Source organism: Massilia sp. PAMC28688 (assembly GCF_019443445.1).
GTDB lineage: Bacteria > Pseudomonadota > Gammaproteobacteria > Burkholderiales > Burkholderiaceae_D > Telluria_A.
On the sequence record NZ_CP080378.1, the window covers coordinates 5,339,040 to 5,364,574 of the forward strand.

General features: G+C 58.6%; 22 protein-coding genes and 2 tRNA genes. 8 read left to right on the top strand and 16 right to left on the bottom strand.

The window, feature by feature from the left end:
- The first annotated feature begins 47 nt into the window (after positions 1–47).
- From KY495_RS23400 to KY495_RS23420, 5 genes are all read left to right on the top strand, one after another.
- Entirely contained in the window at positions 48–428 is a 381-nt protein-coding gene (locus tag KY495_RS23400) for a transposase (protein ID WP_229518289.1), read from the top strand.
- Positions 425–772: an IS66 family insertion sequence element accessory protein TnpB gene (gene tnpB, locus KY495_RS23405; RefSeq protein ID WP_119784802.1), complete on the top strand. Its 348-nt coding sequence runs from the start codon at positions 425–427 to the stop codon at positions 770–772. The genes KY495_RS23400 and tnpB overlap by 4 nt, the downstream gene beginning before the upstream one ends.
- Before the next feature lie 29 nt (positions 773–801).
- A complete protein-coding gene (locus tag KY495_RS23410) occupies positions 802–2,373 on the top strand; it encodes an IS66 family transposase (protein ID WP_219879846.1) in 1,572 nt (523 codons plus the stop codon).
- 51 nt (positions 2,374–2,424) lie between these two features.
- The gene (locus KY495_RS23415; RefSeq protein ID WP_219879845.1) at positions 2,425–3,024 is read left to right on the top strand and encodes a plasmid pRiA4b ORF-3 family protein; all 600 of its coding nucleotides are present in this window, start codon (positions 2,425–2,427) and stop codon (positions 3,022–3,024) included.
- Between the two features lie 694 nt (positions 3,025–3,718).
- Positions 3,719–4,806 (top strand): IS3 family transposase gene (locus KY495_RS23420; protein ID WP_219881660.1). Its coding sequence is split into 2 segments (ribosomal slippage): positions 3,719–3,971 and positions 3,971–4,806, totalling 1,089 coding nucleotides; the frame shifts between segments, so codons are not numbered across the junction.
- A 3-nt stretch (positions 4,807–4,809) separates the two neighbouring features.
- Here KY495_RS23420 and KY495_RS23425 read toward each other — a convergent pair.
- Genes KY495_RS23425 through KY495_RS23435 form a run of 3 tightly spaced genes read right to left on the bottom strand, consistent with a single transcriptional unit; the run spans position 4,810 to position 7,723 of the window.
- Positions 4,810–5,106 carry a recombinase family protein gene (locus KY495_RS23425; protein WP_374041018.1) on the bottom strand — a complete coding sequence of 99 codons (297 nt, stop codon included), beginning with the start codon at positions 5,104–5,106 and terminating at the stop codon, positions 4,810–4,812.
- A complete protein-coding gene (locus KY495_RS23430) occupies positions 5,103–6,191 on the bottom strand; it encodes a hypothetical protein (RefSeq protein WP_219881662.1) in 1,089 nt (362 codons plus the stop codon). The genes KY495_RS23425 and KY495_RS23430 overlap by 4 nt, the downstream gene beginning before the upstream one ends.
- Entirely contained in the window at positions 6,191–7,723 is a 1,533-nt protein-coding gene (locus KY495_RS23435; protein ID WP_219881663.1) for a DUF3696 domain-containing protein, read from the bottom strand. Before KY495_RS23435 ends, KY495_RS23430 begins: the two co-directional genes overlap by 1 nt.
- Positions 7,724–9,094: 1,371 nt before the next feature.
- Between KY495_RS23435 and KY495_RS23440 the strand changes: the two genes are divergently transcribed.
- A protein-coding gene (locus KY495_RS23440; RefSeq protein WP_219881664.1) for an IS3 family transposase occupies positions 9,095–10,260 on the top strand; the annotation gives its coding sequence in 2 pieces (ribosomal slippage) (positions 9,095–9,347 and positions 9,347–10,260; 1,167 coding nt in all).
- Positions 10,261–10,915: 655 nt separating this feature from the next.
- On the opposite strand, the gene KY495_RS23445 is transcribed toward KY495_RS23440, so the two are convergent.
- From KY495_RS23445 to KY495_RS23470, 6 genes are all read right to left on the bottom strand, one after another.
- Positions 10,916–10,992, bottom strand: a tRNA-Arg gene (locus KY495_RS23445).
- 75 nt (positions 10,993–11,067) lie between these two features.
- A tRNA-Pro gene (locus KY495_RS23450) sits at positions 11,068–11,144 on the bottom strand.
- 43 nt (positions 11,145–11,187) lie between these two features.
- Positions 11,188–12,528, bottom strand: a complete 1,341-nt coding sequence (gene glmM / locus KY495_RS23455) for a phosphoglucosamine mutase (protein WP_219881665.1) — start codon at positions 12,526–12,528, stop codon at positions 11,188–11,190.
- A gap of 27 nt (positions 12,529–12,555) precedes the next feature.
- Positions 12,556–13,389 carry a dihydropteroate synthase gene (gene folP / locus KY495_RS23460; protein WP_219881666.1) on the bottom strand — a complete coding sequence of 278 codons (834 nt, stop codon included), beginning with the start codon at positions 13,387–13,389 and terminating at the stop codon, positions 12,556–12,558.
- 98 nt (positions 13,390–13,487) lie between these two features.
- A complete protein-coding gene (gene ftsH / locus KY495_RS23465) occupies positions 13,488–15,374 on the bottom strand; it encodes an ATP-dependent zinc metalloprotease FtsH (protein WP_219881667.1) in 1,887 nt (628 codons plus the stop codon).
- A gap of 179 nt (positions 15,375–15,553) precedes the next feature.
- Positions 15,554–16,240, bottom strand: coding sequence for an RlmE family RNA methyltransferase (locus tag KY495_RS23470; protein WP_219881668.1), 687 nt, complete (start codon positions 16,238–16,240; stop codon positions 15,554–15,556).
- Between the two features lie 41 nt (positions 16,241–16,281).
- On the opposite strand from KY495_RS23470, the gene yhbY reads away from it, so the two are divergent.
- On the top strand, positions 16,282–16,752 hold the full coding sequence (yhbY, locus tag KY495_RS23475; protein ID WP_219881669.1) for a ribosome assembly RNA-binding protein YhbY: 471 nt from the start codon (positions 16,282–16,284) through the stop codon (positions 16,750–16,752).
- A 34-nt stretch (positions 16,753–16,786) separates the two neighbouring features.
- Here yhbY and KY495_RS23480 read toward each other — a convergent pair whose 3' ends face one another.
- The 4 genes from KY495_RS23480 to carA all read right to left on the bottom strand — a co-directional run bounded on the left by KY495_RS23480 (position 16,787) and on the right by carA (position 22,247).
- Positions 16,787–17,254 carry a DUF4149 domain-containing protein gene (locus tag KY495_RS23480; protein WP_219881670.1) on the bottom strand — a complete coding sequence of 156 codons (468 nt, stop codon included), beginning with the start codon at positions 17,252–17,254 and terminating at the stop codon, positions 16,787–16,789.
- A complete protein-coding gene (gene greA, locus KY495_RS23485; protein ID WP_219881671.1) occupies positions 17,254–17,733 on the bottom strand; it encodes a transcription elongation factor GreA in 480 nt (159 codons plus the stop codon). Before greA ends, KY495_RS23480 begins: the two co-directional genes overlap by 1 nt.
- A gap of 104 nt (positions 17,734–17,837) precedes the next feature.
- Positions 17,838–21,068, bottom strand: coding sequence for a carbamoyl-phosphate synthase large subunit (gene carB, locus KY495_RS23490; protein ID WP_219881672.1), 3,231 nt, complete (start codon positions 21,066–21,068; stop codon positions 17,838–17,840).
- A 15-nt stretch (positions 21,069–21,083) separates the two neighbouring features.
- Positions 21,084–22,247 (bottom strand): glutamine-hydrolyzing carbamoyl-phosphate synthase small subunit, encoded by a 1,164-nt coding sequence (gene carA / locus KY495_RS23495; RefSeq protein WP_219881673.1) that lies wholly within the window; start codon positions 22,245–22,247, stop codon positions 21,084–21,086.
- A 270-nt stretch (positions 22,248–22,517) separates the two neighbouring features.
- Between carA and KY495_RS23500 the strand changes: the two genes are divergently transcribed.
- Positions 22,518–22,904 carry a hypothetical protein gene (locus KY495_RS23500; protein WP_229518435.1) on the top strand — a complete coding sequence of 129 codons (387 nt, stop codon included), beginning with the start codon at positions 22,518–22,520 and terminating at the stop codon, positions 22,902–22,904.
- 4 nt (positions 22,905–22,908) lie between these two features.
- Here KY495_RS23500 and KY495_RS23505 read toward each other — a convergent pair whose 3' ends face one another.
- The 3 genes from KY495_RS23505 to KY495_RS23515 all read right to left on the bottom strand — a co-directional run bounded on the left by KY495_RS23505 (position 22,909) and on the right by KY495_RS23515 (position 25,447).
- Positions 22,909–23,313: a heme-binding protein gene (locus tag KY495_RS23505; protein WP_219881675.1), complete on the bottom strand. Its 405-nt coding sequence runs from the start codon at positions 23,311–23,313 to the stop codon at positions 22,909–22,911.
- A gap of 72 nt (positions 23,314–23,385) precedes the next feature.
- Positions 23,386–24,288, bottom strand: a complete 903-nt coding sequence (locus KY495_RS23510; protein WP_219881676.1) for a patatin-like phospholipase family protein — start codon at positions 24,286–24,288, stop codon at positions 23,386–23,388.
- Between the two features lie 97 nt (positions 24,289–24,385).
- On the bottom strand, positions 24,386–25,447 hold the full coding sequence (locus KY495_RS23515; protein ID WP_229518436.1) for an AI-2E family transporter: 1,062 nt from the start codon (positions 25,445–25,447) through the stop codon (positions 24,386–24,388).
- Positions 25,448–25,535 lie beyond the last annotated feature (88 nt).

The window sequence follows — 25,535 nt, forward strand, 5'->3', positions numbered from 1 at the left end:
AAGTAGTTCCCACTACTTTTATGATGGGAACTACTTTGGATACTGAAATGAAGCCGGGAAACCGGAAAGGGCGGCCGAACTATCCGGTCGAGTTCAAGCGGCGCCTTGCCGCTGCGGCGTGCGAAGCCGGGGTGTCGGTTTCGAAGCTTTCGATGGCCAACGGCGTCAACGCCAACATGGTGTTCAAGTGGCGCCGCGAGTATCGCGCAGGTCTCTTTGACAATATACCGGACGCAAGCACAACGTTGCTGCCGGTCGTTATTGCGGATACTCCGTTGATGGTGGCGCCGGCGGTGATCGCCCAAGCGGCGTCGCCTGCCGCCAACCTGAGCACGGTCGAGATCATCTTCGCCGACGCGGTCGTGCGTGTTCACGAGGGCGTCGACGCTGCGCTGCTCAGAACGATCTTCCAGAGTCTGCGACCATGATCGGGCTGCCGGCGGGCACACGTATCTGGATCGCTGCAGGCTTCACGGATATGCGCTGCGGCTTTAACGGCCTGGCGGCCAAGGTGGAGAGTGCGTTGCTGGACGACCCATTCAGCGGCCACGTGTTCGCGTTCCGTGGTCGGCGCGGCAACGTCATCAAGTTGCTGTGGTCCAGTGGCGATGGCCTGTGCATGTTCGCCAAGCGCCTCGAGCATGGCCGCTTCGTCTGGCCGCAAGCAACCGACGGCAAGGTCCATCTGACGCCGGCCCAACTGTCGATGCTCCTCGAAGGCATCAACTGGAAACAGCCCGAACGCACCGCGCCCCTCATGTCGGTGTTGTAAACGTTTAAACATGCGCGTAAACTGCGCGCATGCCTTCCAGCCCTACCTCACTTCCCGACGATATCGAAGCCTTAAAAGCGCTGCTGCTGCAGCGCGACGGCGAAGTGCAACAACTGCGCGATACCGTCACGACGCTGGAGCAGGCCCTCAATGTCCGCTCTCTCGAAATCGAGCAGCTCAAACTCCAGTTGGCAAAGCTCAAGCGAATGCAGTTTGGCCGCAAGTCCGAGAAGCTCGACCGCAAGATCGAACTGCTGGAAACGCGGCTGGAGGATCTCATTGCCGAGGATGGCGCCGGCGAGCAGAAAGCGACATTGCCCGCTGCGCACGCGCGCAAGGTTGCGCGCCAGCCGCTGCCGGTGCATCTACCGCGCGAAGACAATATCATTGAGCCGCCGGACCAGGCCTGCTCCGAATGCGGTGGCAAACTCAAGCCCTTGGGCGAGGATGTATCCGAGCAGCTTGAGCTCATCAATTCGGCCTTCAAGGTAATTCGGCATATACGCCGCAAGAAGGCATGCGCCTGCTGCGATCACATCGTGCAGGCGCCAGCGCCTAGCCGCCCCATCGAACGCGGCATCGCAGGACCAGGCTTGCTGGCGCACATACTCGTCGCCAAGTTCGCCGACCATCTGCCACTGTACCGCCAGTCCGCCATCTACGCACGTGACGGCGTCGAGCTTGATCGTTCCACGATGGCGCGCTGGGTAGGTGCGTGCGGGGCCCTGATGCGCCCCCTGGTCGACGCACTGCAGCGCTACGTGCTCCAGCCCGGCAAGATCCATTCGGATGACACGCCGATGCCTGTGCTTGCGCCGGGGAACGGCCAAACCAAGACAGCACGCCTGTGGGTCTACGTGCGCGACGACAGGCGCTCCGGCTCGACTGCGGCGCCGGCCGCATGGTTCGCCTATACGCCGAATCGCCAAGGCCAGCATCCACAGTCGCACCTGGCCAACTTCACTGGGGTTCTACAGGCCGACGCGTTTCCAGGCTACGATAAAATCTTCGCCGATGGCCGCGTGCGCGAAGCAGCGTGCATGGCGCATGCGCGACGCAAGATCCATGATCTGCATGCGCGCAAGGCGACCGTGACAACGACAGAAGCGTTGCGGCGGATCGGCGAACTGTACGCAATCGAAGAACAGATCCGCGGCCAGCTGCCTGATCATCGACAGCGAATACGGCAAGCACAAGCGCGGCCTTTGCTCGACGACTTTGAAGTATGGTTGCGGGCACGGCTGCTCACACTATCGACCCAGTCCGACACTACGAAAGCCATAAACTACTTGCTCAATCAGTGGCAGGCGCTGGTGTACTACTGCGAAGATGGCTTGGCCGAGATCGACAACAACATCGCCGAGAACGCGTTGAGAACCTGCTGCCTTGGCCGCAAGAACTTCTTGTTCATGGGCGCAGACAGCGGCGGCGAGCGCGCTGCAACGATGTACTCGCTGATCGTCAGCGCCAAGCTCAACGGCATCGATCCGCAGGCTTATCTACGCCATGTGCTGGCCCACATCGCCGACTATCCGGTCAATCGGGTTGAAGATTTGTTGCCGTGGAATCTGGCTGATAAACTGAGCACTGTCAGCGCGTAGTTGTAACGTCACATCCGGTGATGGTAATTGCGCGCATTGAACGAAACTCTCATGGCCAAGAAAAATATCGTCATCACTTTGCGCATCAGCATCGCAGACATCACGCCGCCAATCTGGCGCCGTATCGTCGTCGACGGCGACCTCAGCTTGCGTGCGCTTCATCACATCATCCAGGCCGCGTTTGGCTGGACCGACGCCCATCTTCATGAGTTTCGTGTTGAGGGCCGCACCTACAGCATGCTTGACAACGAGCATGTTCTTGAGGGCAGCTACGACAGCGACGAGGAAATGTTCGATGACCGAAAAGGAAAGCTGAATCGATTGCTGTACACCGGCCAGCGCTTCACCTACCAATACGATTTCGGGGACAGCTGGCAGCATGAAATTCACGTCGAAAAAATTGAGCAACGTCCAGAGCCAATGGGCAGTGCCTATATCATCGATGGCAAGCGCGCATGCCCGCCTGAAGACGTCGGCGGCATCGGCGGCTACGACGACTTCCTCACGACACTGCGGGACGAACCGAAGAGCCAGGAAGCAAAGGACTATTTGAGATGGGTGGGCGGCAGCTTCGACGCAGAGGCCTTCGATCAGCGAATGGCGAACGCGACGCTGCTGCGCATGGCTTGGAATGGCTGGGGCCGGAAGTAAGCGGGCGTCAAGACGGTACTGATGCCACGCTTACATGCGCACCGTCGTTGTCTGCCGAGCAGTTGTGTTTTCCAACGCCAGCAGCGTTGACGGTTCGACTGCGGTAACCCGACCGGACATGCACGCGACCGAACACGTTCTGCAACGGCTCTAGTAGCAAGCCGCATAGTTTGCTCCCGGACTCCACAGCGCGATCGACGTCGTCTGGTATATTTCTCAGCCCATAGTGGGCCGCGATCTCGCTATACAAAATTCACGCATATGGAAAGAGCTAGAAAGCGGTATACGCCCCAGTTTGTCGAGACCTGCATACGAATTCACATCGAAATTATAATGCTTCGGCATTGGTTTATGGCAGACTTACGTTAGAGCAGGTAGGCACTTTGAAGATTAAAAGTTGCAGGCCGCGGCACCGTTTTATCCGCGGCCGCTGTCGCGGAGTAACTTACTTAATCGTATTTTTCGCAAGCACCAGCAGAGCTTAACCTGGTAAAACTAGTGCAACCTCTTAGTTTGGCTTCACAATGGTCAAAACGGTCGACCGGGAAATGCCGTAGAGCTTCGGCAAGGCGCTATCGCTCTGCTTGCTCGCTTATTCTTCCGTCATCGCCTTGCGCTGCTTAGGGGGTAATCCCCCCAGCAAATGATCGCATTTAAAAGTAGAATTTTCTAACTTAGCATTTGAAAGTTCTGCATGAAGACTTCCCGCTTTACCGACAGCCAGATCATCGCCATCCTGAAACAGGCCGAAGGTGGCTCGCCCATTCCAGAGCTGTGCCGTGAACACGGCATGAGCGCGGCCACGTTCTACAAATGGCGCTCCAAATTCGGCGGCATGGACGCCTCGCTGATGGCCCGCATGAAGGAGCTCGAAGAAGAGAACCGTCGGCTCAAGAAAATGTATGCCGAAGAGCGCCTCAAGGCCGAGATCGTGGCCGAGGCCCTCGCAAAAAAGTGGTAGCGCCATCTCGCCGACGGGAGATGGCGCGCAGCTTCGTTGACGCTGGACGGGTGAGCATCACGACGGCGTGCCTAGCCTTTGGCATCAGCCAGACCTGCTTCCGCTACCAAGCCAAGCTCAATGCCGAGAACGAGGCCATTGCCGATTGGTTGATTCGCCTGACGAACAACCAGCGCAACTGGGGCTTCGGCCTAAGCTTCCTGTACCTGCGCAACGTGAAGGGCTTCAAATGGAACCACAAGCGCGTCTACCGCATCTACCGTGAGTTGGAACTCAATCTGCGCATCAAACCGCGTCAGCGCCTGGTGCGTGAGAAGCCCCTGCCTCTGGCGGTGCCCACGGCGATCAACCAGACCTGGTCGATGGACTTCATGCACGACCAGCTTGCCGATGGGCGCAGCATTCGTCTGTTCAACGTCATCGACGACTTCAACCGCGAAGGCTTGATCATCGACGTCGATTTCTCGCTGCCATCGGAGCGCATCATACGGTCACTGAATCAACTGATCGAATGGCGTGGCAAGCCCCGCATTATCCGTTGCGACAACGGTCCCGAATACATCAGCGAGACGACCAAGATGTGGGCCGCCAAGCATGACATCGAGATTGCGTTCATCCAGCCTGGACAGCCGCAGCAAAACGCTTACGTCGAGCGCTACAACCGCACTGTACGCTACGACTGGCTGGCACATCATTTGTTCGATTCCCTTGATGAGATTCAGGACTTTGCCACGCGCTGGTTATGGACTTACAATCACGACCGGCCACACATGGCCCTTGGCGGCATCACTCCGATTCAGAAATTGGCCCTCGCCGCATAGCCTCTACTTTTGGCGCCCATCATTAATGGGGGGATTACCAGGGGTCGTTTTAGGCCGCTTGCCTAGAACTTTGCCCTCAGCCTTGGCACGCGCAAGTCCTGCTTGGTTGCGCTCAACTATAAGGTCACGCTCCATCTCGGCCACGGCTGCCAGCATCGCCAGCTTGAGCTTACCGGCCGGCGACGTCAGATCCAGTTTGCCAAGCTGGAGAACTACAACCTCCACTTCCAATTCAGCACATGATTGTATCCTCGTCATCACGTCGCGAGCATCGCGGCCGGGCCGACCGTTTCTAGTCAGGCAGCACGCTCCCCAAAAGGTATTACTGCAAAGTTAAAAGCAATCTTGCCGATACGCTCCCACCTTGTATCGTTATTAAGTAGCTGGAGGACTAACCGTGGCGGATTGTCGCGAAGGTACGCAATACACTTCTCAAGCAGTCCAGGCCCAAAGCCTGGAATAGCGGAGCATGAACACGTCTCGGCGACATCAATAGTTGCATGATCACAAGACGGACAGCCTTGCCGTTTCTTTTCAAGCCGGACTTTGGCCCTAGCCCAAAATTCCTGCGTTCGGCTATCTTGTGCCCTCATCCACTTCAAAGTAGGTCCAGTCTTCAAGTCGACATATGGCCAAAGTTCGGGACAATCCGAAAACAAGCAATCGAAAGCACCTAAAAAACGGTCTAATTCAACAACTCTATCCAACACGGCCAGCGGAATGAGATTTTCCACCTCCCGCTCTTCGAGGAATACGTACTCGATTACAGCGGCGCGTTCGCGAACAATCTTTCCACATTTCTTCACCGTGGATGACAATTCCCCGGCCGGATGAAATCTGTCACTATCGCTGATGCTGAGACAGGGCGAAGCTTCGCATTCTAAATACCGCTCAATAGCCGTGGGCAAGCCCGACCCACCACCACTTTTAAGCCTAGCCTTTACCCCGAAAGATCTGATACCGTGCTTACGCCGATAGAAGTCAGCAAAGATTAAGAATAGCTCAGCGTCTAGTTCGTTCTCGCCGAGAATGGCGCTTTGTAGCAAACCAGAGTGTGCCAGATAGTGCAAGGACACATTCCATAAATTCTTTTCCCGATAAATTGCTGATTTTTCGTCATCAATGAATACTATAACCTTATATTCGAGGTTTTTCGCGAACTCCCAGTCCTCTACGGAACGGTTTAACATTGTCTGGAGCATTGCCAAACTAGGGGAGCTAACATGGCCAGTGACCTTCGCAATTAAAGTCCGAAGTTCTTTCATTCTGCAAAACAGAAAATGATTGCCACTTTGGAAAGCGCCGAGTAAATTTTCTAAGGCGCGAATTTGGGCGTGCGAAGTGGGATCGATGTTTGCAAGTGTTGCGTCGAATTGAAATAACATCACATTCCCGGCTCGAAAAATCCTGTTGGCCAATTTTGCAGATACCCCTCTTCATCAAACCCGGCAGTTCGTATCGATGAGTTTGAATCGCCGTTTTTTTCGAAGATTAGAATTTGTACGTCCTCGTGGCGTAATTTTCCTTCGCTAATAAGCTGACCAAGTCGATTCACGATGTGGTTACTGTGGGTCTCGATGACTAAATGTGGTGTTTCTCCCTCACCCGTTACAGATGCGGCGAATACATCGGCCAGCTTCGCCTGAAAGGACGGGTGAAGATGCAGTTCTGGTTGCTCGATTACGATGCAGCTTGTTCTCTTAGCACGTGGTAAGGGCCTAGACGATAGCCACATTTGAGTAATTACCGGCAGAATCTGAGAAAACCCGAATCCGATGTCGGTGAGATTCGACTCTCCTTTCACACCTTCTTCGCCAATTACGATAGCCACATGACCACCATCATTTATGGTCTTGGCGGTAAATCCGAAGTTTTTCTGCGTCCACTCGTTGAAGTCTTCCAAATGCCATGGCCCTATATTATCCAAGTACATAGCAAGATTTTCGCCTTTTGAATCAATTTCGTCCAGAGCTAATTCTTGCTTACGATAATACCGCTGTGCCGTAGCTCGTAGCGGTTCGATATACTTCACGCCCGTGTAATACGAGCGCATCGAATTATCAAGCACCCCCAACAGTTCGTTGATTTTTGATGCAAAGACCAATTCCTCAATGCTTGCGATAAAACGGTGAAAGCGCTCGTGATTAATAGTATGAAACTCTTTATCTACAAACCGCAATCGTCCGACTAGGTGGGCGTTTAAACTTCCCCGCTCCAACAAAGGGGCAGTGACGATCGCGCCGTAGAGGGATTCTTGGTACGCGAATTCGCTCTCGCCAATCATTTGTAAAATTCGATCACTACAAGGAGCTATCTCCGCATATCGTGGATGAGGGCCTGTACGTTCGATTTCCCGCATTATAGTTACGCGTGGCAGGATCGACTCGTAAGTGACGTCGGTAAAGTCTGAGACAGAAGGCTTCCACTCTTCGCTACCACACTTAATCATCTCAAAATTGTTGGTTTCAGACAGTCGGAGCGTTACATCATAGCCAAGGCACTTTAGTCGAATCTGCGATGCGAAGCTGCGATGAATGCCTGCGCTGCGGATTGACAAAAAAATCTCAGCGTCGAACGTGCTTTTTGCAGCCTCGGACGGCACAGGGCGAGCCGACTTCGCGCCAGACCAAGAGGCCGCGGACAAACTAAAAACCAACTGAATTTCGTCTTTTTTTCCCGCGCCGCGCCTGAGGGACTGCTGATATGATCCGAAGTCAACCCGATCACCAAACCAGAGAATTGGTGCGCGTTTTTTCGCCTCGCAACTTTGTCTTATGAGAGGAAAGGTCCGTGCGAATGTGCTTTTCCCGGCGCTGTTCTTTCCAATCAAAATCGTTATGGGAACGAATTTAATCGGCTCATTCATTGAAATTGATCGGAGATTATTGATTTTAATTGCTGTTAATGTAGGGTGCACGATTTTTCCTAGGTTGAAGGTGAAGTGCGGACGGATCTGTCGTAACAAAAGATAACATTTCTCGGGGGGCATAACAACGCTTTGATTGCAATCTTACGACCCAGCCCTCGCGCTTTTTGCTGTCGACTGGTGCGTAACAATGGCATCTCATCGATCCCTGCGGCAAATTTTTATCCACTTTCGAACCGCCGTATGGTACGAATCGTCAAGTTCTTTAAATGAGTTGGCATTTTTGAGATATCTGCGGCGCCACTCATTCTGCGGCCGAGTCGGCGTGGCGAACTCTGGCGTGCATCCCAACCTTTTTCATTAACTTGTTTCGTGCTATTCGGGTCGTCTCAGCATCAGATGACGCTACGGTCGTCCGATACCTCAGCCGGTGACATAAACGGCACGCCAGTTCCTCGTCCCAAAAGTACAGCGACTGAAAATTTCCTCCTGCGCGCCGGGACACTTCAGGAGGGGGCGCACGGTCTCCAATGCACTGGACAGGCACGATGTCCACGCCCCAGTCGCGACCGCCCAGAACGATCGCTAGGCGGGTCTCAGCGAGCAAAACGACGGTCCGCACATCCCCGTTGCCAAGGACGAACTTGGACTACCTTTTGGCCTTCCCGGCTCTCGTCAGCTTCGGCAAGTTCACCTCGAATGCATTTTCGAGGATCGGAACTCTGGCCGCTTTGGCATTTTTCATTGACAGTACCTAAAAGATAAGCGAATCGAGCACCCGTATGCGCGGGTCATGAGCGCAGTACCGGATCAGATTGCACAACGCAGCGATGATGGGAGATGGTCAGTCCGGCGAAAAGGAAAACGCCCAAGAATCGCAGTGGGTCGGCTGCAAAGTTGGTTTACGAATGGAGCAGCCAGTTTCGCGATTCGCCCGTTGTCTCACACCGTTAACCTCCCCCGTGTTGAACTGCGGCGTGTGCGAGAAATGCTCAGGGATGCTGTTAGATTACCTGACAAAAAGCAATTCGTACGTGTGCCTTTCCTGACGCAGACGCTCTGTCTCCGCCGCGCAGGAGTTGATCTATCGGCGGCGCATACGCCGGGGCAACTACGGCAGAGACCTTAGATAGCACTTTGCGCACCACTGCAAGGCTCATTTCCACATAATTCAGCGGGCTGTGCGCATTCACGTCGCAGGCGGCCACTATGGAAGCACGCGAGCAAGTGGCTTGGATGATTAAGCGAGATTAAAAGCAAAAGCCGCTTGCGGCCTATGAGCTAGGCCACATGCGGCTTTCAGGTTAAATAGTGTATAAAAAGGATACCATCTTTCTTATACATTTTCTCTTCCACGCGACTGACGTAGCCTGAGTTCTGTGGACACTTCCATTTGATAAAATTGTCAAAGGGAGTGAACTTATGAAATTAACGACATACACGCCGGAGTTCCGGGCGGAGGCCGTCAAACTGGTGCTTGCCCAAGGCTTGACACTGGAAGAAGCGGCGAAGCGAATTGCGATCCCAAAGGGGACATTAGCGATCTGGGTGAGCGCGGCCAAGCGCGGCAGCGACCCGACTGCACCGCCAAGCAGTCGTGGCGTGGCCGAGCTTGAAGCAGAGGTGGCGAAGCCGCGCAAAGAACTGGCCGTGGAGCGCATGGAGAAGGAAGTGCTAAAAAAGGCCACCGCGTACTTTGCGAGGGAGTCGCTGCCCGGTACGCGTTCATGAATTCGGTGCGACTCGATTATCCGCTTAGTCTGTTGTGCCGCGTCTTTGACGTCTCGCGCAGCGGGTTCTACGCAGCAGTGGAGCGCCCGCCGTCCCAGCGTGCCCAGGACGACGAGCGATTGAAGGTGGCGATCAAGGCTGCGCATGTTCAAACCCGCGAGACATACGGCCCGCTGCGCCTTCGGCCCGAGTTGGTCGCTCAGGGGTTCGATACCGGGCGTGACCGCAACGTCCGGTTGCGGCAGGAGCTGGGCTTGCGGTGCAAGCAGAAGCGTAAGTTCAAGGCGACGACGAACTCGCGCCACGCGTTCCCAGTGACGGAGAACTTACTGAACCAAACGTTCGCGCCAACCCGGCCTAACGAAGCCTGGGTGACCGACATCACGTACGTGATGACCGATGAAAGATGGCTGTACCTCGCTGGTGTGAAAGACATTTTTACGTGCGAGCTGGTGGGCTGTGCGATGGGCCCACGTATGACGCAAGACCTGACCGCGCAAGCCCTGTGGCGTGCGGTACGCAGCAAGCGACCGGCAGCGGGATTGATCCATCACTCGGATCGCGGCACTCAGTATTGTGCTGATGATTACCGCAAACTGGTCGAACAATTCGGTATGCAGGCGTCCATGTCGCGCAAAGGGAACTGCTATGACAATGCTCTGATGGAGAGCTTCTGGGCTAGCTTGAAGAACGAAATGATTCATCATCAGAGGTATGCCTCGCGGGCTAACGCGGAGTCAGCTATCAAGGAGTACATCGAGATCTCCTACAACCGCCAGCGACGCCACTCGCGTCTTGGAGACGTATCGCCAGCTTCATTCGCCGAAAATTTATGGAAAGAGGCGCTGGCTGCTTGAAACGGACGTGTCCACGATTGACAGTACACCTCACACCTTGACGGAACGCGACAATGTCATCCCAGGATTGGTACGGCTGGTCTTCTTAGAGGCAAGCCGGGCGATCTGTGACAGCCTGAGGTCCGGGGCTATAGTGGTGCGGCCGCGTAGATAGGAAGGTGATGGCGGATTACCGCACGGGTAAATTCATCCTCGGTCCAAGCGCGTTTAGTCAGGGCACTCAGTACCTGGACTGCTTCAAGGATTGAGCAAACTTCATCAATTTACATCTCGACCTCGCTTGTTTGGCCGACCACCCTAGCAGTGGAGACGGGCATCCTCATTTTCACATGCGGGAACTGTCCCTGCTAGCAAATGACTGTCAGGGATCAATATTTTTTCGCATCTGGAAGTAATGGCGGCGCACACCGGATAGACGCGCGCCCAGCCATTGAGAGCAATGGGCGATAGAACTGCATAAATGACGCTGATATTCGGCACATCCGAATGCACTGTACACGAGCGCATCAGATCGGGCCGGTAAGGTATGCGCTCTTTCCGAATGGTCGACCGGACAAACAATCACGTCGGGGTACAGAGCGGGTACACGCCGTTTGCAACCGAGAATGCAGAGCATGTTCACACCAACAACTAATAAGTAAGTCATTGATTTCATTGGCCTGCCCAACAGGAATCGAACCTGTGACCCTCAGCTTAGAAGGCTGATGCTCTATCCAACTGAGCTATGGGCAGTATTGTCGCGGGCAAGAAAATGCCTGCGGAAATGGAAACGGGCTGTCACCTGAATGACAGCCCGTCCTTTGAACTTGGTCGGAGTACAAGGATTCGAACCTTGGACCCCCTGGTCCCAAACCAGGTGCGCTACCGGACTGCGCCACACTCCGAAGACGTCATTATACGTCGCGCGGCCGGTGGCGTCAACTTTGCTTACGAGACGACTTTGTCCGCAATCCGGCGTGCCGTCGAGGCTGCAACATGCGCGTCCTTGGCTTCCACCATTACCCGAATCAACGGCTCCGTACCCGATGCGCGGATCAGCACGCGGCCGGTGTCGCCCAGTTCCTGCTCAACAAGTTCCTTCTCCGCCACCATGCCGGCGTTCTTGGTCCAGTCGAAGCCAGCCGGCACTTTGACGTTGATCAAGGTCTGCGGGTACAGCGTCAGCTTGGCGCAGCACTCGTCGAGCGACTTGCCGGTGCGGCGCAGTGCCGACAGCACTTGCAGGGCCGACACGATGCCATCACCCGTGGTGTGCTTGTCCAGTGCCAGCAGGTGGCCCGAACCTTCGCCGCCGAATAGCCAGCCCTTCTCTTTCATCACTTCCAGCACGTAGCGGTCACCCACCTTGGCGCGCGCAAAGCCCACTCCCATTTCCTTGAAAGCCACTTCCAGCGCCATGTTGGTCATCAATGTGCCCACGGCGCCGGCCACCGGCCCGGTTTCCATGCGGTCCAGCACCATTACGTACAGCAGCTCGTCGCCGTTGTAGATGCGGCCCTTGCTGTCGCACATGACCAGGCGGTCGGCGTCGCCGTCCAGCGCAATGCCGAGGTCGGCGCGGTGTTCCAGCACGGCCGCGGCCATCGCTTTCGGCACCGTGGCGCCGCAGCCGTCGTTGATGTTGAAGCCGTCCGGCTTGGCGCCGATGGAGATGACCTCCGCGCCCAGTTCGTGGAACACGTGCGGGGCGATATCGTAAGCGGCGCCGTGGGCGCAGTCGACCACGATGCGCAGGCCGCGCAGGTCCAGCTCGTTCGGGAAGGTGCCCTTGCAAAATTCGATGTAGCGGCCCTGCGAGTGCTGCAGGCGCTTGGCGCGGCCCATTTTTTCCGGCGCCACGCAGGTCATCGGCTGGTCAATCATTTCTTCGATTTCCAGTTCCACCGAATCGGCCAGCTTGGTGCCGTTCTTGGAGAAGAACTTGATGCCGTTGTCGTGGTACGGGTTGTGCGAAGCCGAGATGACGACACCGGCCGACAGGCGCAGCGCGCGCGTCAGGTAGGCCACGGCCGGGGTCGGCGTGGGGCCGGCCAGGAGGACGTCCACGCCGGCGGCGTTAAAACCCGCTTCCAGCGCCGACTCCAGCATGTAGCCGGAAATGCGCGTGTCTTTTCCGATCAGAACCGTGGGACGACCCGATGATGAGCTGCGGGTCTTGGCCAGGACCTTGCCCGCGGCGTGACCGAGGCGCATCACGAAGTCAGGGGTGATCGGCTCGACGCCCACCAGTCCACGTACACCGTCCGTACCGAAATATTTACGTGCCATATTTTGCTCTTTTTGAATGAAAAGTTGTTAAATCGTGGCGGCTTGCCACACGTTGACGGCGTCGACTGTTTCAACGACATCATGCACCCGTACAATGCGAGCGCCATGCGCGATCGCAGCGAGTGCTCCAGCGATATTGCCTGCGAGTCGCTGCTCCACCGGCTTGCCGGTGACGGCCCCGATCATGGACTTGCGTGATACGCCAGCCAGAACCGGTAAGCCAATTTCTTGCTGCATCCTGCCAATGTTGCGCAGTAATGCGTAATTATGTTCCACGGTTTTGCCAAAGCCAAAGCCGGGATCGATGCAGATGCGCTCGCGCTCGATGCCGGCCGCCACCATGGCGTCGACCCGCTCGCGCAGAAAGCTGATCACTTCCGCCACCACATCCTCGTAGCGCGGATCCTGCTGCATCGATTGTGGCGTGCCCTGCATGTGCATTACGCACAGGGCGCAGTCGCTGCCCTGCACCGCTTCCAGTGCCCCCGGCGCCCGAAAACCGTTGATATCATTGATCATGTCCGCGCCGGCAATGATGGCTTCGCGCATGACCTGGGGCTTGTACGTGTCGACCGACAAGGGCTTGCCCATGTCGCGCAAAGCATACAGCACCGGCATCACCCGGCCCAGTTCCTGTGCCAATGGCACTGCGGGCGCGCCCGGACGGCTCGATTCGCCGCCCACATCAATGATGTCGACGCCCTCCCCGATCATTTCCTCGGCGCGCGAGACGGCAAACTCGAGCGACTCGTAACGCCCGCCATCCGAAAACGAATCCGGCGTCGTGTTCAGTATCCCCATCACGAGGGGGCGCTTGTCGAGCGCGAAGCCGAAACGGCCGCATTGCAGGTATTGTCGCATTCGTTGTTGGATTTCTTCCGGGCGTCATCCATGAAAAATGCCGCTCAGTTATTGCCTGAGCGGCATTATATACTTCTACGGAAACTTTCCGTTTTCGATTAGGCAGGTGCGGGCGCGTTGGGCGACACGCCGCCCGGGCCGCTGTCACCTGGCGGCACGCGCTTGGTCAGCAGGCCCGACTTTGGCGGACGCGGCTCGTTGCCGGCCATGATGTCGTTGATCTGGTCAGCGTCGATGGTTTCCCAGTCGAGCAGCGCGCGGGTCATGGTTTCCACCTTGTCGCGGTTTTCTTCGAGCAGGCGGCGTGCCAGGGCGTACTGCGTGTCAAGGATGGCACGGATTTCCGCATCCACCTTTTGCTGCGTCGCTTCCGAGATGGTCTTGGTGGCGCCGCCGAAGAAGCCTTCGTTCTCGCTGTCTTCGTACACCATCACGCCCATGCTGTCGCTCATGCCGAAGCGGGTGACCATGGAACGGGCCAGCTTGGTGGCACGCGAAAAGTCATTGGATGCACCGGTCGACATCTGGCCCACGAAAATCTCTTCCGCGATACGGCCGCCAAACAGGATGGAGATCTGCTCCAGCATCTTGTCCTTGTAGCCGGACAGCGCATCGTGCTCGGGCAGCTGCCAGGTCAGGCCCAGGGCGCCGCCGCGCGGCATGATGGTGACCTTGTGGACAGGGTCAGCCTTTGGCAGCAGCTTGGCGATGACGGCGTGGCCGGACTCGTGGTACGCCGTATTGCGGCGCTCTTCTTCACGCATGACCATCGACTTGCGCTCGGGACCCATGTATATCTTGTCCTTGGCGTCTTCAAAGTCGCTCATTTCCACCAGGCGCTTGCTGCGGCGTGCGGCAAACAATGCTGCCTCGTTGACCAGGTTGGCCAGGTCGGCACCCGAGAAACCAGGCGTACCGCGGGCCAGGATGTCGGCCTTGACGTCGGTGGCAATCGGCACCTTGCGCATGTGCACATTGAGAATTTGCTCGCGGCCGCGGATGTCCGGCAGGCCCACCATGACCTGGCGGTCGAAGCGGCCCGGACGCAGCAGCGCCTTGTCCAGCACGTCGGCGCGGTTGGTGGCAGCGACGACGATCACGCCGGAGCTCGCTTCAAAACCGTCCATCTCGACCAGCAGCTGGTTCAGCGTCTGTTCGCGCTCGTCGTTGCCGCCGCCCATGCCGGCACCGCGGTGGCGGCCGACAGCGTCGATCTCGTCAATGAAGATGATGCAGGGCGAGTGCTTCTTGGCGTTCTCGAACATGTCGCGCACGCGGCTGGCGCCCACGCCGACGAACATTTCCACGAAGTCGGAGCCGGAAATGGAGAAGAACGGCACCTTGGCTTCGCCGGCGATGGCGCGCGCCAGCAGGGTTTTACCCGTGCCCGGAGGGCCGACCATGAGCACGCCCCGCGGGATACGGCCGCCCAGCTTCTGGAATTTGCTTGGATCCTTGAGGAAGTCGACGATTTCGTTGACTTCTTCCTTTGCTTCGTCGCAACCGGCAACGTCGGCAAAGGTAACGGTGTTATTGGTTTCATCCATCATGCGCGCCTTCGATTTGCCGAAGGAGAATGCGCCGCCCTTGCCGCCACCTTGCATCTGGCGCATGAAGAAAATCCATACGCCGATGAGCAGGAGCATCGGGAACCAGTTGATGAAGACATGCTGCAGGAAACCTGGCTCTTCCGGTGGACGCACGTCGAACTTGACGCGGTTGTTCACCAGATCGCTCACCAGGCCGCGGTCGAGCATGGTCGCCGTGGAGGTGACGCGGGTGTCATCCGAGCGGGTGGCCGTGATGTTCTGGCCCACGATGACGACTTCCTTGATGCGGCCGGCTTTTACCTCGTCCAGGAGTTCGGAATAGGCGATGGTCTTGCTGCCGCCTGCCGCACCCGGAGTGTCGAAATTCCGGAACAGCATGAATAGCAACAGGGCAACCACTACCCAAATGGCCGATTTGGAAAACATATTATTCACGAAAACTCCTTCGATGCAGACGCATCCGATACCGATTCTAGAACGCCGATTTTACTCGCATTAAGCAGCAGGTGCCACGCGCGCCCCACTGCGGAGTCGAAAAACCCGCGAAAATCTTTGCTTATTAGCCGATTTGCATGGTTTTTCGGTTCTTCCACAGCCGATATTGGGGGAACCCATCAAATATCAAGGGGGGCTTCTTCTTCCAGCGCGGTATTGGTGGCCGAAGGATTTTTCAAGCCCTTGCCAACGAGGAAAATCTCGGACGATTTGTCCCGGCTCGCCTTGGGCTTGACTTGTTTGACAACCTTGAATTCGGTGCGGAATTTCTCGACGATTTGACTAAAACCCATGTCTTTAAAACATTTGACCACGAGCGCGCCGCTCGGCTTCATGTGGAACTGGGTAAATTCAATGGCCAGGTCAATCAGGTGCTCCATGCGCGCGGAGTCCGCCGTCGGAATGCCCGACAGGTTCGGGGCCATGTCCGACAGCACCAGGTCGCACTTGCGTCCGTCCAGGATGGTGTCGAGCTGACGCAAAATGCGCGCCTCGCGGAAGTCGCCGAGAATGAAATGCATGTCCGCGATCGGCTCCATGGGCAGCATGTCCAGCCCGATGATGGTGCCATTGATGCCGCCGCCTTCCTTGCCCGCCAGCTTGCGGCGCACGTACTGCCCCCAGCTGCCCGGCGTGCAGCCAAGGTCGACAATAACCTGGCCCGGCTTGATCAGCTTTTCAGCCTCGTCAATTTCTTTGAGTTTGAAAGCTGCGCGCGCCCGGTAACCCTCTTTTTGCGCCAGTTTGACGTAAGGGTCGTTGATATGGTCGTGTAACCAGTTTTTGTTTAATTTCTTCTTCTTCATTCGCGTAGAATACTGCTTTTAAGGGATTTAACTAAAATATTATGCAAAAACTTACACCCGTCGAGCGCAGCGCACTGCGCGCTGAGGCGCATGCGCTCAAGCCCGTTGTGATCATTGGCGAAGCGGGCCTGACGCCTTCCGTCATGAAGGAAATCGGCGCCAGCCTCGACTCGCACGGCCTGATCAAGGTCCGTGTGTTCGGTGACGACCGTGAAATGCGCACGGAAATCTATGAAAATATCTGCACCGAATTGCAGGCCCACCCGGTCCAGCACATCGGCAAGCTGCTCGTCATCTACCGCCCCAAGGTGGAAGTGGAAAAAGCGCGCAGCACCAAGTCCGGCAAGGGCATGCGTGAAGTGACCATCGTCAAGGCCAGCGCCAGCGGCACCAAGCGCCCCAGCGTGACCAAGGTCATGATCAAAGGGAATGAGCGCGTGACCGAAGGCGGCACCATCAAGCGTGCCAAGCCGCGCCAGAAGAGCACCAAGAAAAGCGAACTGGGCAAATAATGCCCATCCGGGTGGAAGGCTGGGGCTATTAACCCTATTGCGCTTCCACCTTGCGCGTTTCCTTGTGAATCAAAAAGAACGCCAGGATCGTCATCTGCGCGTACAGCAGCAGCGACACACCATGCAGGATGCCAAACAGGCGGCGGCTGTCGGCAATCATCACCCCGCCCTGCCCTGAAGCGCGCAGTTCCTGCATCAGCGGCTGCGAGCCAAAATAGAACAGCACCCACGCCAGCATCACCAGCAGCACGCCGGTCATGACATTGCGCGTGGCCGCATCGAGCTTCTTGTCCATCCACACCAACACCAGCAGCGCCATGCCGCATACGAGACCAATGATGGCTTCAGCGCGAAACAGCGGCGCCACCGCCTGGCCGAAGCCGGCGCGGTCGCTGATGCTCGCATTGATCAAGGAGGCGCGGATGGCCACCAGCACGGCGCTGCCCGCCCACAGGCTCAGAAGAGCCACGCGGGCGCGCTGCAGGAGAGACAAATTCGCCATCAAATGTATTTGACTTCCAGGATTTCGTATTCGCGCGGGCCGGACGGCGCCTGCACTTCCACCACGTCGCCGGCGTACTTGCCGATCAGGGCACGCGAGATGGGCGAAGTCACCGAAATCTTGTTCAGTTTGAGGTCGGCTTCGTCCATGCCCACGATCTGGTAGGTCACCTTCTGGCCGTTTTCCAGGTCTTCCAGGTCGACGGTGGCGGCAAACACGACACGCCCTTCGGCGTCGAGCGTGGTCGGATCGATGATCTGGGCGGCCGACAGCTTGCCTTCGAGTTCGGCGATGCGCCCTTCCACGAACGCCTGGCGCTCCTTGGCGGCGTCGTATTCTGCGTTCTCGGACAGGTCGCCGTGGGAACGCGCTTCTGCGATGGCGTCAATCACGATACGGCGCTCCTTGGTCTTGAGCTGATGCAGCTCTTCCTTGAGCAGTTCTGCGCCGAATTTGGTAAGTGGGACGGATGAATTCATGGTGTATTCGCGTTTCTGCTGAAAAGTGAAAACCACAGAGGCACGCGGCGTGTTACAAAAAACGCCGCCGCGCGAACTCTGTGGTTAAGGGTACTGCTGACTGCTTAGTTTAAGGTTTTATGCAGGCCTTGTAAATCGTACACGCGCAACTCGTCGAGATGACGCATGCCTTCGACCGCAGCCTCCGCACCCGCTATTGTAGTGTATGTCGTGACCCGGGCGGCCAAAGCCGAAATCCGGATCGCGCGCGAGTCCACAATCGCACTGCGTTTTTCATCGACCGTGTTGATCACCAGCGCGATCTCGTGGTTCTTGATCATGTCGACCACGTGCGGACGGCCTTCCAGCACCTTGTTCACGGCCTGGCACGGAATGCCGGCGGCGTTGATGACGGCGGCGGTGCCCTTGGTGGCGGCGATCTGGAAGCCCATCTCGTGCAGGTCACGTGCCACTTTCACGGCGCGCGGCTTGTCCGGGCCTTTGATCGACAGGAATACCTTGCCCGATTCCGGCAGCTTGACGCCGGCGCCCATCTGCGACTTCACGAACGCTTCGCCAAAGGTGGTGCCAACGCCCATCACTTCGCCGGTGGACTTCATCTCCGGTCCCAAAATCGTGTCCACGCCGGGGAATTTCACGAACGGGAACACCGCTTCCTTGACGCTGTAGAACGGCGGCACCACTTCCTTGGTGATGCCCTGCGAGGCGAGCGTCTGGCCCACCATGCAGCGCGCCGCGATCTTGGCCAGCTGCAGGCCGGTGGCCTTGGACACGAACGGCACGGTGCGCGATGCGCGCGGGTTCACTTCCAGCACGAACACGGTGTCCTGCACCACGCCGTCGATCTCCTGCTTCTGGATTGCGAACTGCACGTTCATCAGGCCCACCACGTTCAGGCCCTTGGCCATGAGCGAGGTCTGGCGCTTGAGTTCATCGATGGTGGCCTGCGACAGCGAATACGGCGGCAGCGAACAGGCCGAGTCGCCCGAGTGCACGCCGGCCTGCTCGATGTGCTCCATCACGCCGCCGATGAAGGTGGTCTCGCCGTCCGAGATGCAGTCCACGTCCACCTCAATCGCGTCGTTCAGGAAGCGGTCCAGCAGCACCGGCGAATCGTGCGATACCTTGACCGCTTCGCGCATGTAGCGCTCCAGGTCGCGCTGCTCGTGCACGATTTCCATCGCGCGGCCGCCCAGTACGTAGGATGGGCGCACCACCAGCGGGTAGCCGATTTCCTGTGCCAGGTCGATCGCTTCGGCTTCGGTACGCGCGGTGCGGTTGGGCGGCTGGCGCAGGCCGAGGGTTTGCAGCATCTGCTGGAAACGCTCGCGGTCTTCGGCCGCGTCGATCATGTCGGGCGAGGTGCCGATGATCGGCACGCCGTTCGCTTCCAGGTCCAGCGCAAGTTTAAGCGGGGTCTGGCCGCCGTACTGCACGATCACGCCCACCGGCTTTTCGAGCGCCACGATTTCCAGCACGTCTTCCAGCGTCAGCGATTCAAAGTACAGGCGGTCGGACGTGTCGTAGTCGGTCGAAACGGTCTCGGGATTGCAGTTGACCATGATGGTCTCATAGCCGTCTTCGCGCATCGCCAGCGCCGCGTGCACGCAGCAGTAATCGAATTCGATACCCTGGCCGATGCGGTTCGGGCCACCGCCCAGCACCATGATCTTTTTCTTGTCGCTCGGGTTGGACTCGCACTCTTCATCGTAGGTCGAGTACATGTACGCGGTGTCGGTCGAAAACTCGGCCGCGCAGGTGTCCACCCGCTTGTACACGGGACGGATGCCCATGGCGTGGCGCGCTTCGCGCACGGCCGTGTCGGTGGTGTGCATCAAAAAGGCCAGGCGGCGGTCCGAAAAGCCCTTTTGCTTCAACTTGTACAGCAGCGGCTTGTCGAGGTTTTCCAGCTTCTGATGGTCCAGCCACAATTCGATGTCGACGATTTCCTTGATCTGGATGAGGAACCACGGATCGATGTGGGTGAGCGCATGCACTTCTTCGAGCGTGAAGCCCTGGGCGAAGGCGTCGCCCACGTACCAGATGCGGTCCGGTCCCGGCTCGCCCAGTTCTTCCTCGATCTTTTCGCGGTCGCGCGTCTTTTCGTTCAGGCCATCGACGCCCACTTCCAGGCCGCGCAGCGCTTTCTGGAACGACTCCTGGAAGGTGCGGCCAATGGCCATGACTTCGCCCACCGACTTCATTTGCGTCGTCAGGTGCTGGTCGGCAGCGGGGAATTTTTCAAACGTGAAGCGCGGGATCTTGACCACCACGTAGTCAATCGACGGCTCGAACGATGCCGGCGTGGCGCCGCCCGTGATCTCGTTGCGCAGTTCGTCGAGCGTGAAGCCCACGGCCAGCTTGGCCGCCACCTTGGCGATCGGAAAGCCGGTCGCCTTGGAAGCGAGCGCCGAGGAACGCGACACGCGCGGATTCATTTCGATCACGATCATGCGGCCGTCGGCCGGGTTGATCGCGAACTGCACGTTGGAGCCGCCCGTGTCCACGCCAATTTCGCGCAGCACTGCCAGGCTGGCGTTGCGCATGATCTGGTATTCCTTGTCCGTCAGCGTCTGCGCCGGGGCCACGGTAATGGAGTCGCCCGTGTGCACGCCCATCGGGTCGAGGTTTTCGATCGAGCAGATGATGATGCAGTTGTCGGCCTTGTCGCGCACGACTTCCATCTCGTACTCTTTCCAGCCAATCAAGGACTCTTCAATCAGCAGTTCCTTGGTGGGCGAGGCTTCCAGGCCGCGCTTGCAGATGGTCTCGAATTCTTCTTCGTTGTAGGCGATGCCGCCGCCCGTGCCGCCCATGGTGAACGATGGACGGATAATGGTCGGAAAACCCAGCTCGCGCTGCACGGCCCACGATTCCTCCATCGAGTGAGCCACGCCCGAGCGCGCGGAACCGAGGCCAATCTTGGTCATCGCTTCCTTGAACTTGGAGCGGTCTTCTGCCTTGTCGATGGCTTCGGGCGAAGCGCCGATCAGCTCCACGTTGTACTGGGCCAGCACGCCGTTGTTGTGCAGGTCGAGCGCGCAATTGAGCGCGGTCTGGCCGCCCATGGTCGGCAAGATGGCGTCGGGACGCTCCTTGGCGATGATGCGCTCGACCACCTTCCAGGTGATTGGCTCGATGTAGGTCACATCGGCCATCTCCGGGTCGGTCATGATGGTGGCCGGGTTGCTGTTGACGAGGATGACCTTGTAGCCTTCTTCACGCAGGGCCTTGCAGGCCTGGGCGCCGGAATAATCAAACTCGCAGGCCTGGCCGATAATGATCGGGCCAGCGCCAATAATCAAAATACTTTTAATGTCACTACGCTTTGCCATCTATCTCTCTCTGCTTTAATTTTTCGCCGCGGCTTGCATCAGGCTGATGAAGCGGTCAAACAGGTAACTGACGTCGTTCGGTCCCGGCGACGCTTCAGGGTGGCCCTGGAAGCAGAAGGCCGGCTTGTCGGTGCGGGCAAAGCCCTGCAGCGAGCCGTCGAACAGCGACACGTGGGTCACGCGGCAGTTGGCCGGCAGCGACTGGGCATCGACTGCAAAACCGTGGTTCTGCGAAGTGATCATGACCTGTTTGGAGTCGAGATCCTGCACCGGGTGGTTGGCACCGTGGTGGCCGAACTTCATCTTCAGTGTCTGCGCGCCGGACGCCAGCGCCATGATCTGGTGACCAAGGCAGATGCCGAAGGTAGGCAAGCCTTTTTCAATCAGTTCTTTGGTCGCTGCAATGGCGTAGTCGCACGGTGCCGGGTCGCCCGGGCCATTGGCCAAAAAGATGCCGTCCGGGTTCAGGGCCAGTGCGTCGGCAGCGCTCGACTGGGCCGGGAGCACCGTCACGCGGCAGCCGCGCTCGGTGAGCATACGCAGGATGTTGCGCTTGACGCCGTAGTCGAACGCCACCACGTGAAATTTCGCGTCTTCCAGCTTGCCGTAGCCCTGCCCCAGCTGCCACTCGGTTTCGGTAAATTCGTAGGCGGTCTTGGTGGAGACCACCTTGGCCAGGTCCATCCCGTTCAGGCCCGGGAAAGAGCGCGCCAGTTCCAGCGCCTGCAGCGTGTCCGGCTCATTGCCCTGGGTACCCACCAGGATGGCACCGCTCTGCGCACCTTTTTCGCGCAGCAGGCGCGTGAGCTTGCGGGTGTCGATGCCGGCGAGGGCAACGATGCCTTCGGCTTTCAGGTATTCGGAGAGGGATTGGGTGGAGCGGAAATTCGATGCCAGCAATGGCAGGTCGCGAATGATGAGGCCGGCGGCGTGGACCTTGCTCGCTTCCACATCTTCAATGTTCACACCGGTGTTGCCGATGTGCGGGTATGTCAGGGTGACGATCTGGCGGGAGTAGCTGGGGTCGGTCAGGATTTCCTGGTAACCCGTCATGGCAGTATTGAAAACGACTTCCCCGGTGGTATGACCGGCAGCGCCAATGGAAATACCTTTAAATATGGTTCCGTCTGCTAGCGCCAGGATGGCTGGAACGGATGGGCCAGAAAAAAACGGCGGCAAGGGCAACTCCTGATAAAGTTACCGTAGCTGCGCCACGTCAGACCGACCGCCATGTGACCCCGGGCCGCATTCGCCTCTGGGTATGGTGTCTATTTGAATGAGGGATGGGTGGGTAGTCGCTACGGTATGTGGTGAATGGCTAAACCTCCGAATTATAGCGCAGTGCATCATTTACGGCAATCGCCAATTGGCGCATTTGACGGCAACAACGGCGATTTTCTTTCTTGTTGAGGACACAATACGATGACCACGTTTGGCAGAGATACTCCGATGGATCGTCCCAACCCCGGTGGCCGCGCGGCCGTGTTTGTGCCGCGCGCGGACGGCGATCCGGCCGTGATTGAAGCGTTCAGGAAGGGGTCGGGCATGGTCGGCTTTGGCAACCACGATGGCTCGCTGATGGTTTATTTCGAGAACAACAAATTCAATGACTCGTCGCTGCATGCCTGGCAGAACAAGGTGTTCAAGGCCTATGACCGCATGGTCAAGGGCTTCCCCACCGTGAACAAGATTTCTTGCGACGCGGGAAATGTGGAACAGGTGGGATTTATTGAAGGGCCGGAAATCCTGGTGCGCAACATGGATGCGCTGACCGACTGGCTGGTGCGTAGTGGCGCGGCCGATTCAGCCCCGGAGGGGCCGAATATCCACGCCTGAAGCCTTACAGGATGGCGGCAATGCCGGCCTTGGCAATCTGCGCGTCCTGCGCCGACTGCACGCCCGATACGCCCACCGCCCCCACCACGTGGCCATCGACCACGATCGGCACGCCGCCTTCGAGCATGCCCTCCAGCACCGGCGCGCTCAGGAAGGAAGTGCGGCCATTGTTGATGATGTCTTCGTAGATCTTGGTTTCGCGCCGGCCCAGCGCGGCCGTGGTGGCCTTGGCCGGCGCAATGTGGGCGGAAATGGCAGCGACGCCATCCATGCGGTGCAGGCTCAGCAGATGACCGCCGTCGTCCACGACGGCAATGGTGACGGCCCACTTGTTGGCCAGCGCTTCGGTTTCGGCAGCGGCTGTGATTTTCTTAACGTCATCGGCGGTCAGTACTGGTTTGGTGTGCATGGTTTTTCCTGTTGTGAAGTAAAACGGTCTGGCGGCAGCCACGTGCGCAGCCGCTGTGTTGGCGCTGGCAGCTTATGGCTGCTGGCGCGCTTTCAGTTTGGCTTTGATCTGGGGCATCATGGCCGCAGCTGCCTGCTCGCCGGCCAGGATGGCAAGGTTGCGGCCGGCAAAGTCGGCGCCGCCCATCTTGCCCAGCGCGGGCTGTATGACCACATCGGCGTCTTTGAGTTCATGATGATTGAGGCGCTGGCCCATGATGCTGAAGGTTTGCAGCAGCACTTCAAGCGAGCTGGTCGCCGCCTGCGCTTCGGTCTGGGTCGAGATATTGACCGCGATGATGAAGTCCGCGCCCATCTGCTTGGCAAAGCGCACCGGCACCGGTGCCACCAGGCCGCCGTCGACGTAGGAGCGCCCGCCAATGGTCACCGGCTGGAACACGCTCGGCACTGACGAGGACGCCCGCACGGCTTGCCCGGTATTGCCGCGCTGAAACAGGATCGGCTGGCCGCTGTGCAGGTCGGTCGCCACCGCGCCGAACTTGAGCTTGAGCTTTTCCATGGTGGTGTTCTTGACTGCCTTGTTGACATAGGTCTGCAGGGCGTCGCCCTTGAGCACGCCCGAGGACTTGTTGAACAAGGGAATGGCCCAGTCCGAGATGGTCGCCTCGTCCATCTCCATGGCCACGCGCTGCAGCTGGAAGCCATTGTTGCCGGCCGCGTACAGGGCCCCGACCACGCTGCCGGCGCTGGTGCCGACCACGATTTCCGGGTAAATGCCCTGCGCTTCCAGGGCCTTGATCACGCCAATGTGGGCGAAGCCGCGCGCCGCGCCGCCGCCCAGCGCCAGGCCGATGCGCACCTTTTTGGGCGGCTGGGGCGCCACCACGACAGGCTCAACCGGCTTGGGATCGGGCGTCGAACGGCAGGCAGACAGGAGAACGGCGAGGGACAGCAGGGCGAGGCGGCGTGAGGACATTGGTGCTCTTTAAAAATGTGGCGAACGCAATTGTAACTGCCTTCCCTTAAGTGGTGCTGAGCTGACATGCTTGTCCGCCGCGCCCGCGGCGCAGCGCCTAGGGCGCCGCCCGCGGAACGTCGTCCGGCATCAGGATGGCCTCGCCGTGGCCGCCGCGCAGCCACCAGAACAGCAGCGCCATGAAGAACGGCCCCACGAACAGGCCCAGTACGCCGAGCGTGGAGACCCCGCCCAGCAGGCCGAACAGCACGGCCAGGAATGGCAGGTTGACGCGCTGGCCAATCAGGCGCGGGCGCACGAACTTGTCGACCAGGAACAGCTCGAACGCGCCCCAGCAGAACAGGCCGAGCGCGGCGTCGGGATGGCCCTGGCCCAGCAGCAGCAGCGATACCGAGCTGAAGGCAAGCGGCGCGCCGCCGGGAATCAGGGCCAGGTAGCCGGTAATGACTCCCAGCAGGGCCGGTGCCGGCGCCCCCGCCAGCCAGTAGGCCACGCCCAGCACCACGCCCTCGATCACGGCCACCAGGCACAGGCCGAGCGCCGTGCCGCGCACCGACAGCGGGAACAGGCGCCGCAGCACGGGGTAATGGCGGGGAATGAGGCGCTCGCCTGCACTGTCGGTGTAGCGCATGACGGCCGGGCCGTGCAGGTAGAGGATGAATAGCGTCAGCAGTGCCAGGAACAGGAACAGGCCGTTGGCCAGGATGGTCGATCCCAGCACCCGCACGGTGCCGGTCAGGTGGGGCACGAAGTCGCCCACGGTGGAGCGGATCAGCGCGCCCAGTCCGCCCGGCACGGCAAGGTTTTCCTGCCACCACTGGATGGCCGGTTCGGCAATCAAGGGCAGGCTCGCCAGCCACTGGGGCGCGGCGACCCCGGTCTGATTGATTTGCCCGAGCAGACGCTGGACGGTGGCCAGTTCGCTGCCCAGCTTGTGGAACAGATAGATCGAAGGCGCCACGAAGGTCAGGAACAGCAGCACCAGCAAGGTGCTGGCACTGGCCACGCGCGACCAGCCCTGGCGCAGGAAGCGCTCATGCAGGGGCCAGGTGATCACCGCCAGCAAGCCGGCCCACGCCAGCGAGACGAGAAAATGCTGCAGCAGAAAGGCGAGCGCTACCGCAAAGGCCATGGGCAGGACGAGGGACAGAACATGCATCGTGAGAATTTTCCTGAAAATCTAATGGCCAGTGACAGTCGCCGCCGGTCCTGCGTGGTGCCGCCGCATGGGGCGCGGCTGTCATCAT

What these genes read in the sequence shown, in the direction of transcription:
- KY495_RS23400 (WP_229518289.1), top strand. Translation starts at nt 48, where the DNA reads ATGAAGCCGGGAAACCGGAAAGGGCGGCCGAACTATCCGGTCGAGTTC.
- tnpB (WP_119784802.1), top strand. Translation starts at nt 425, where the DNA reads ATGATCGGGCTGCCGGCGGGCACACGTATCTGGATCGCTGCAGGCTTC.
- KY495_RS23410 (WP_219879846.1), top strand. Translation starts at nt 802, where the DNA reads ATGCCTTCCAGCCCTACCTCACTTCCCGACGATATCGAAGCCTTAAAA.
- KY495_RS23415 (WP_219879845.1), top strand. Translation starts at nt 2,425, where the DNA reads ATGGCCAAGAAAAATATCGTCATCACTTTGCGCATCAGCATCGCAGAC.
- KY495_RS23430 (WP_219881662.1), bottom strand. Translation starts at nt 6,191, where the DNA reads ATGTTATTTCAATTCGACGCAACACTTGCAAACATCGATCCCACTTCG.
- glmM (WP_219881665.1), bottom strand. Translation starts at nt 12,528, where the DNA reads ATGGCACGTAAATATTTCGGTACGGACGGTGTACGTGGACTGGTGGGC.
- folP (WP_219881666.1), bottom strand. Translation starts at nt 13,389, where the DNA reads ATGCGACAATACCTGCAATGCGGCCGTTTCGGCTTCGCGCTCGACAAG.
- KY495_RS23470 (WP_219881668.1), bottom strand. Translation starts at nt 16,240, where the DNA reads ATGAAGAAGAAGAAATTAAACAAAAACTGGTTACACGACCATATCAAC.
- yhbY (WP_219881669.1), top strand. Translation starts at nt 16,282, where the DNA reads ATGCAAAAACTTACACCCGTCGAGCGCAGCGCACTGCGCGCTGAGGCG.
- KY495_RS23480 (WP_219881670.1), bottom strand. Translation starts at nt 17,254, where the DNA reads ATGGCGAATTTGTCTCTCCTGCAGCGCGCCCGCGTGGCTCTTCTGAGC.
- greA (WP_219881671.1), bottom strand. Translation starts at nt 17,733, where the DNA reads ATGAATTCATCCGTCCCACTTACCAAATTCGGCGCAGAACTGCTCAAG.
- carB (WP_219881672.1), bottom strand. Translation starts at nt 21,068, where the DNA reads ATGGCAAAGCGTAGTGACATTAAAAGTATTTTGATTATTGGCGCTGGC.
- KY495_RS23500 (WP_229518435.1), top strand. Translation starts at nt 22,518, where the DNA reads ATGGATCGTCCCAACCCCGGTGGCCGCGCGGCCGTGTTTGTGCCGCGC.
- KY495_RS23505 (WP_219881675.1), bottom strand. Translation starts at nt 23,313, where the DNA reads ATGCACACCAAACCAGTACTGACCGCCGATGACGTTAAGAAAATCACA.
- KY495_RS23510 (WP_219881676.1), bottom strand. Translation starts at nt 24,288, where the DNA reads ATGTCCTCACGCCGCCTCGCCCTGCTGTCCCTCGCCGTTCTCCTGTCT.
- KY495_RS23515 (WP_229518436.1), bottom strand. Translation starts at nt 25,447, where the DNA reads ATGCATGTTCTGTCCCTCGTCCTGCCCATGGCCTTTGCGGTAGCGCTC.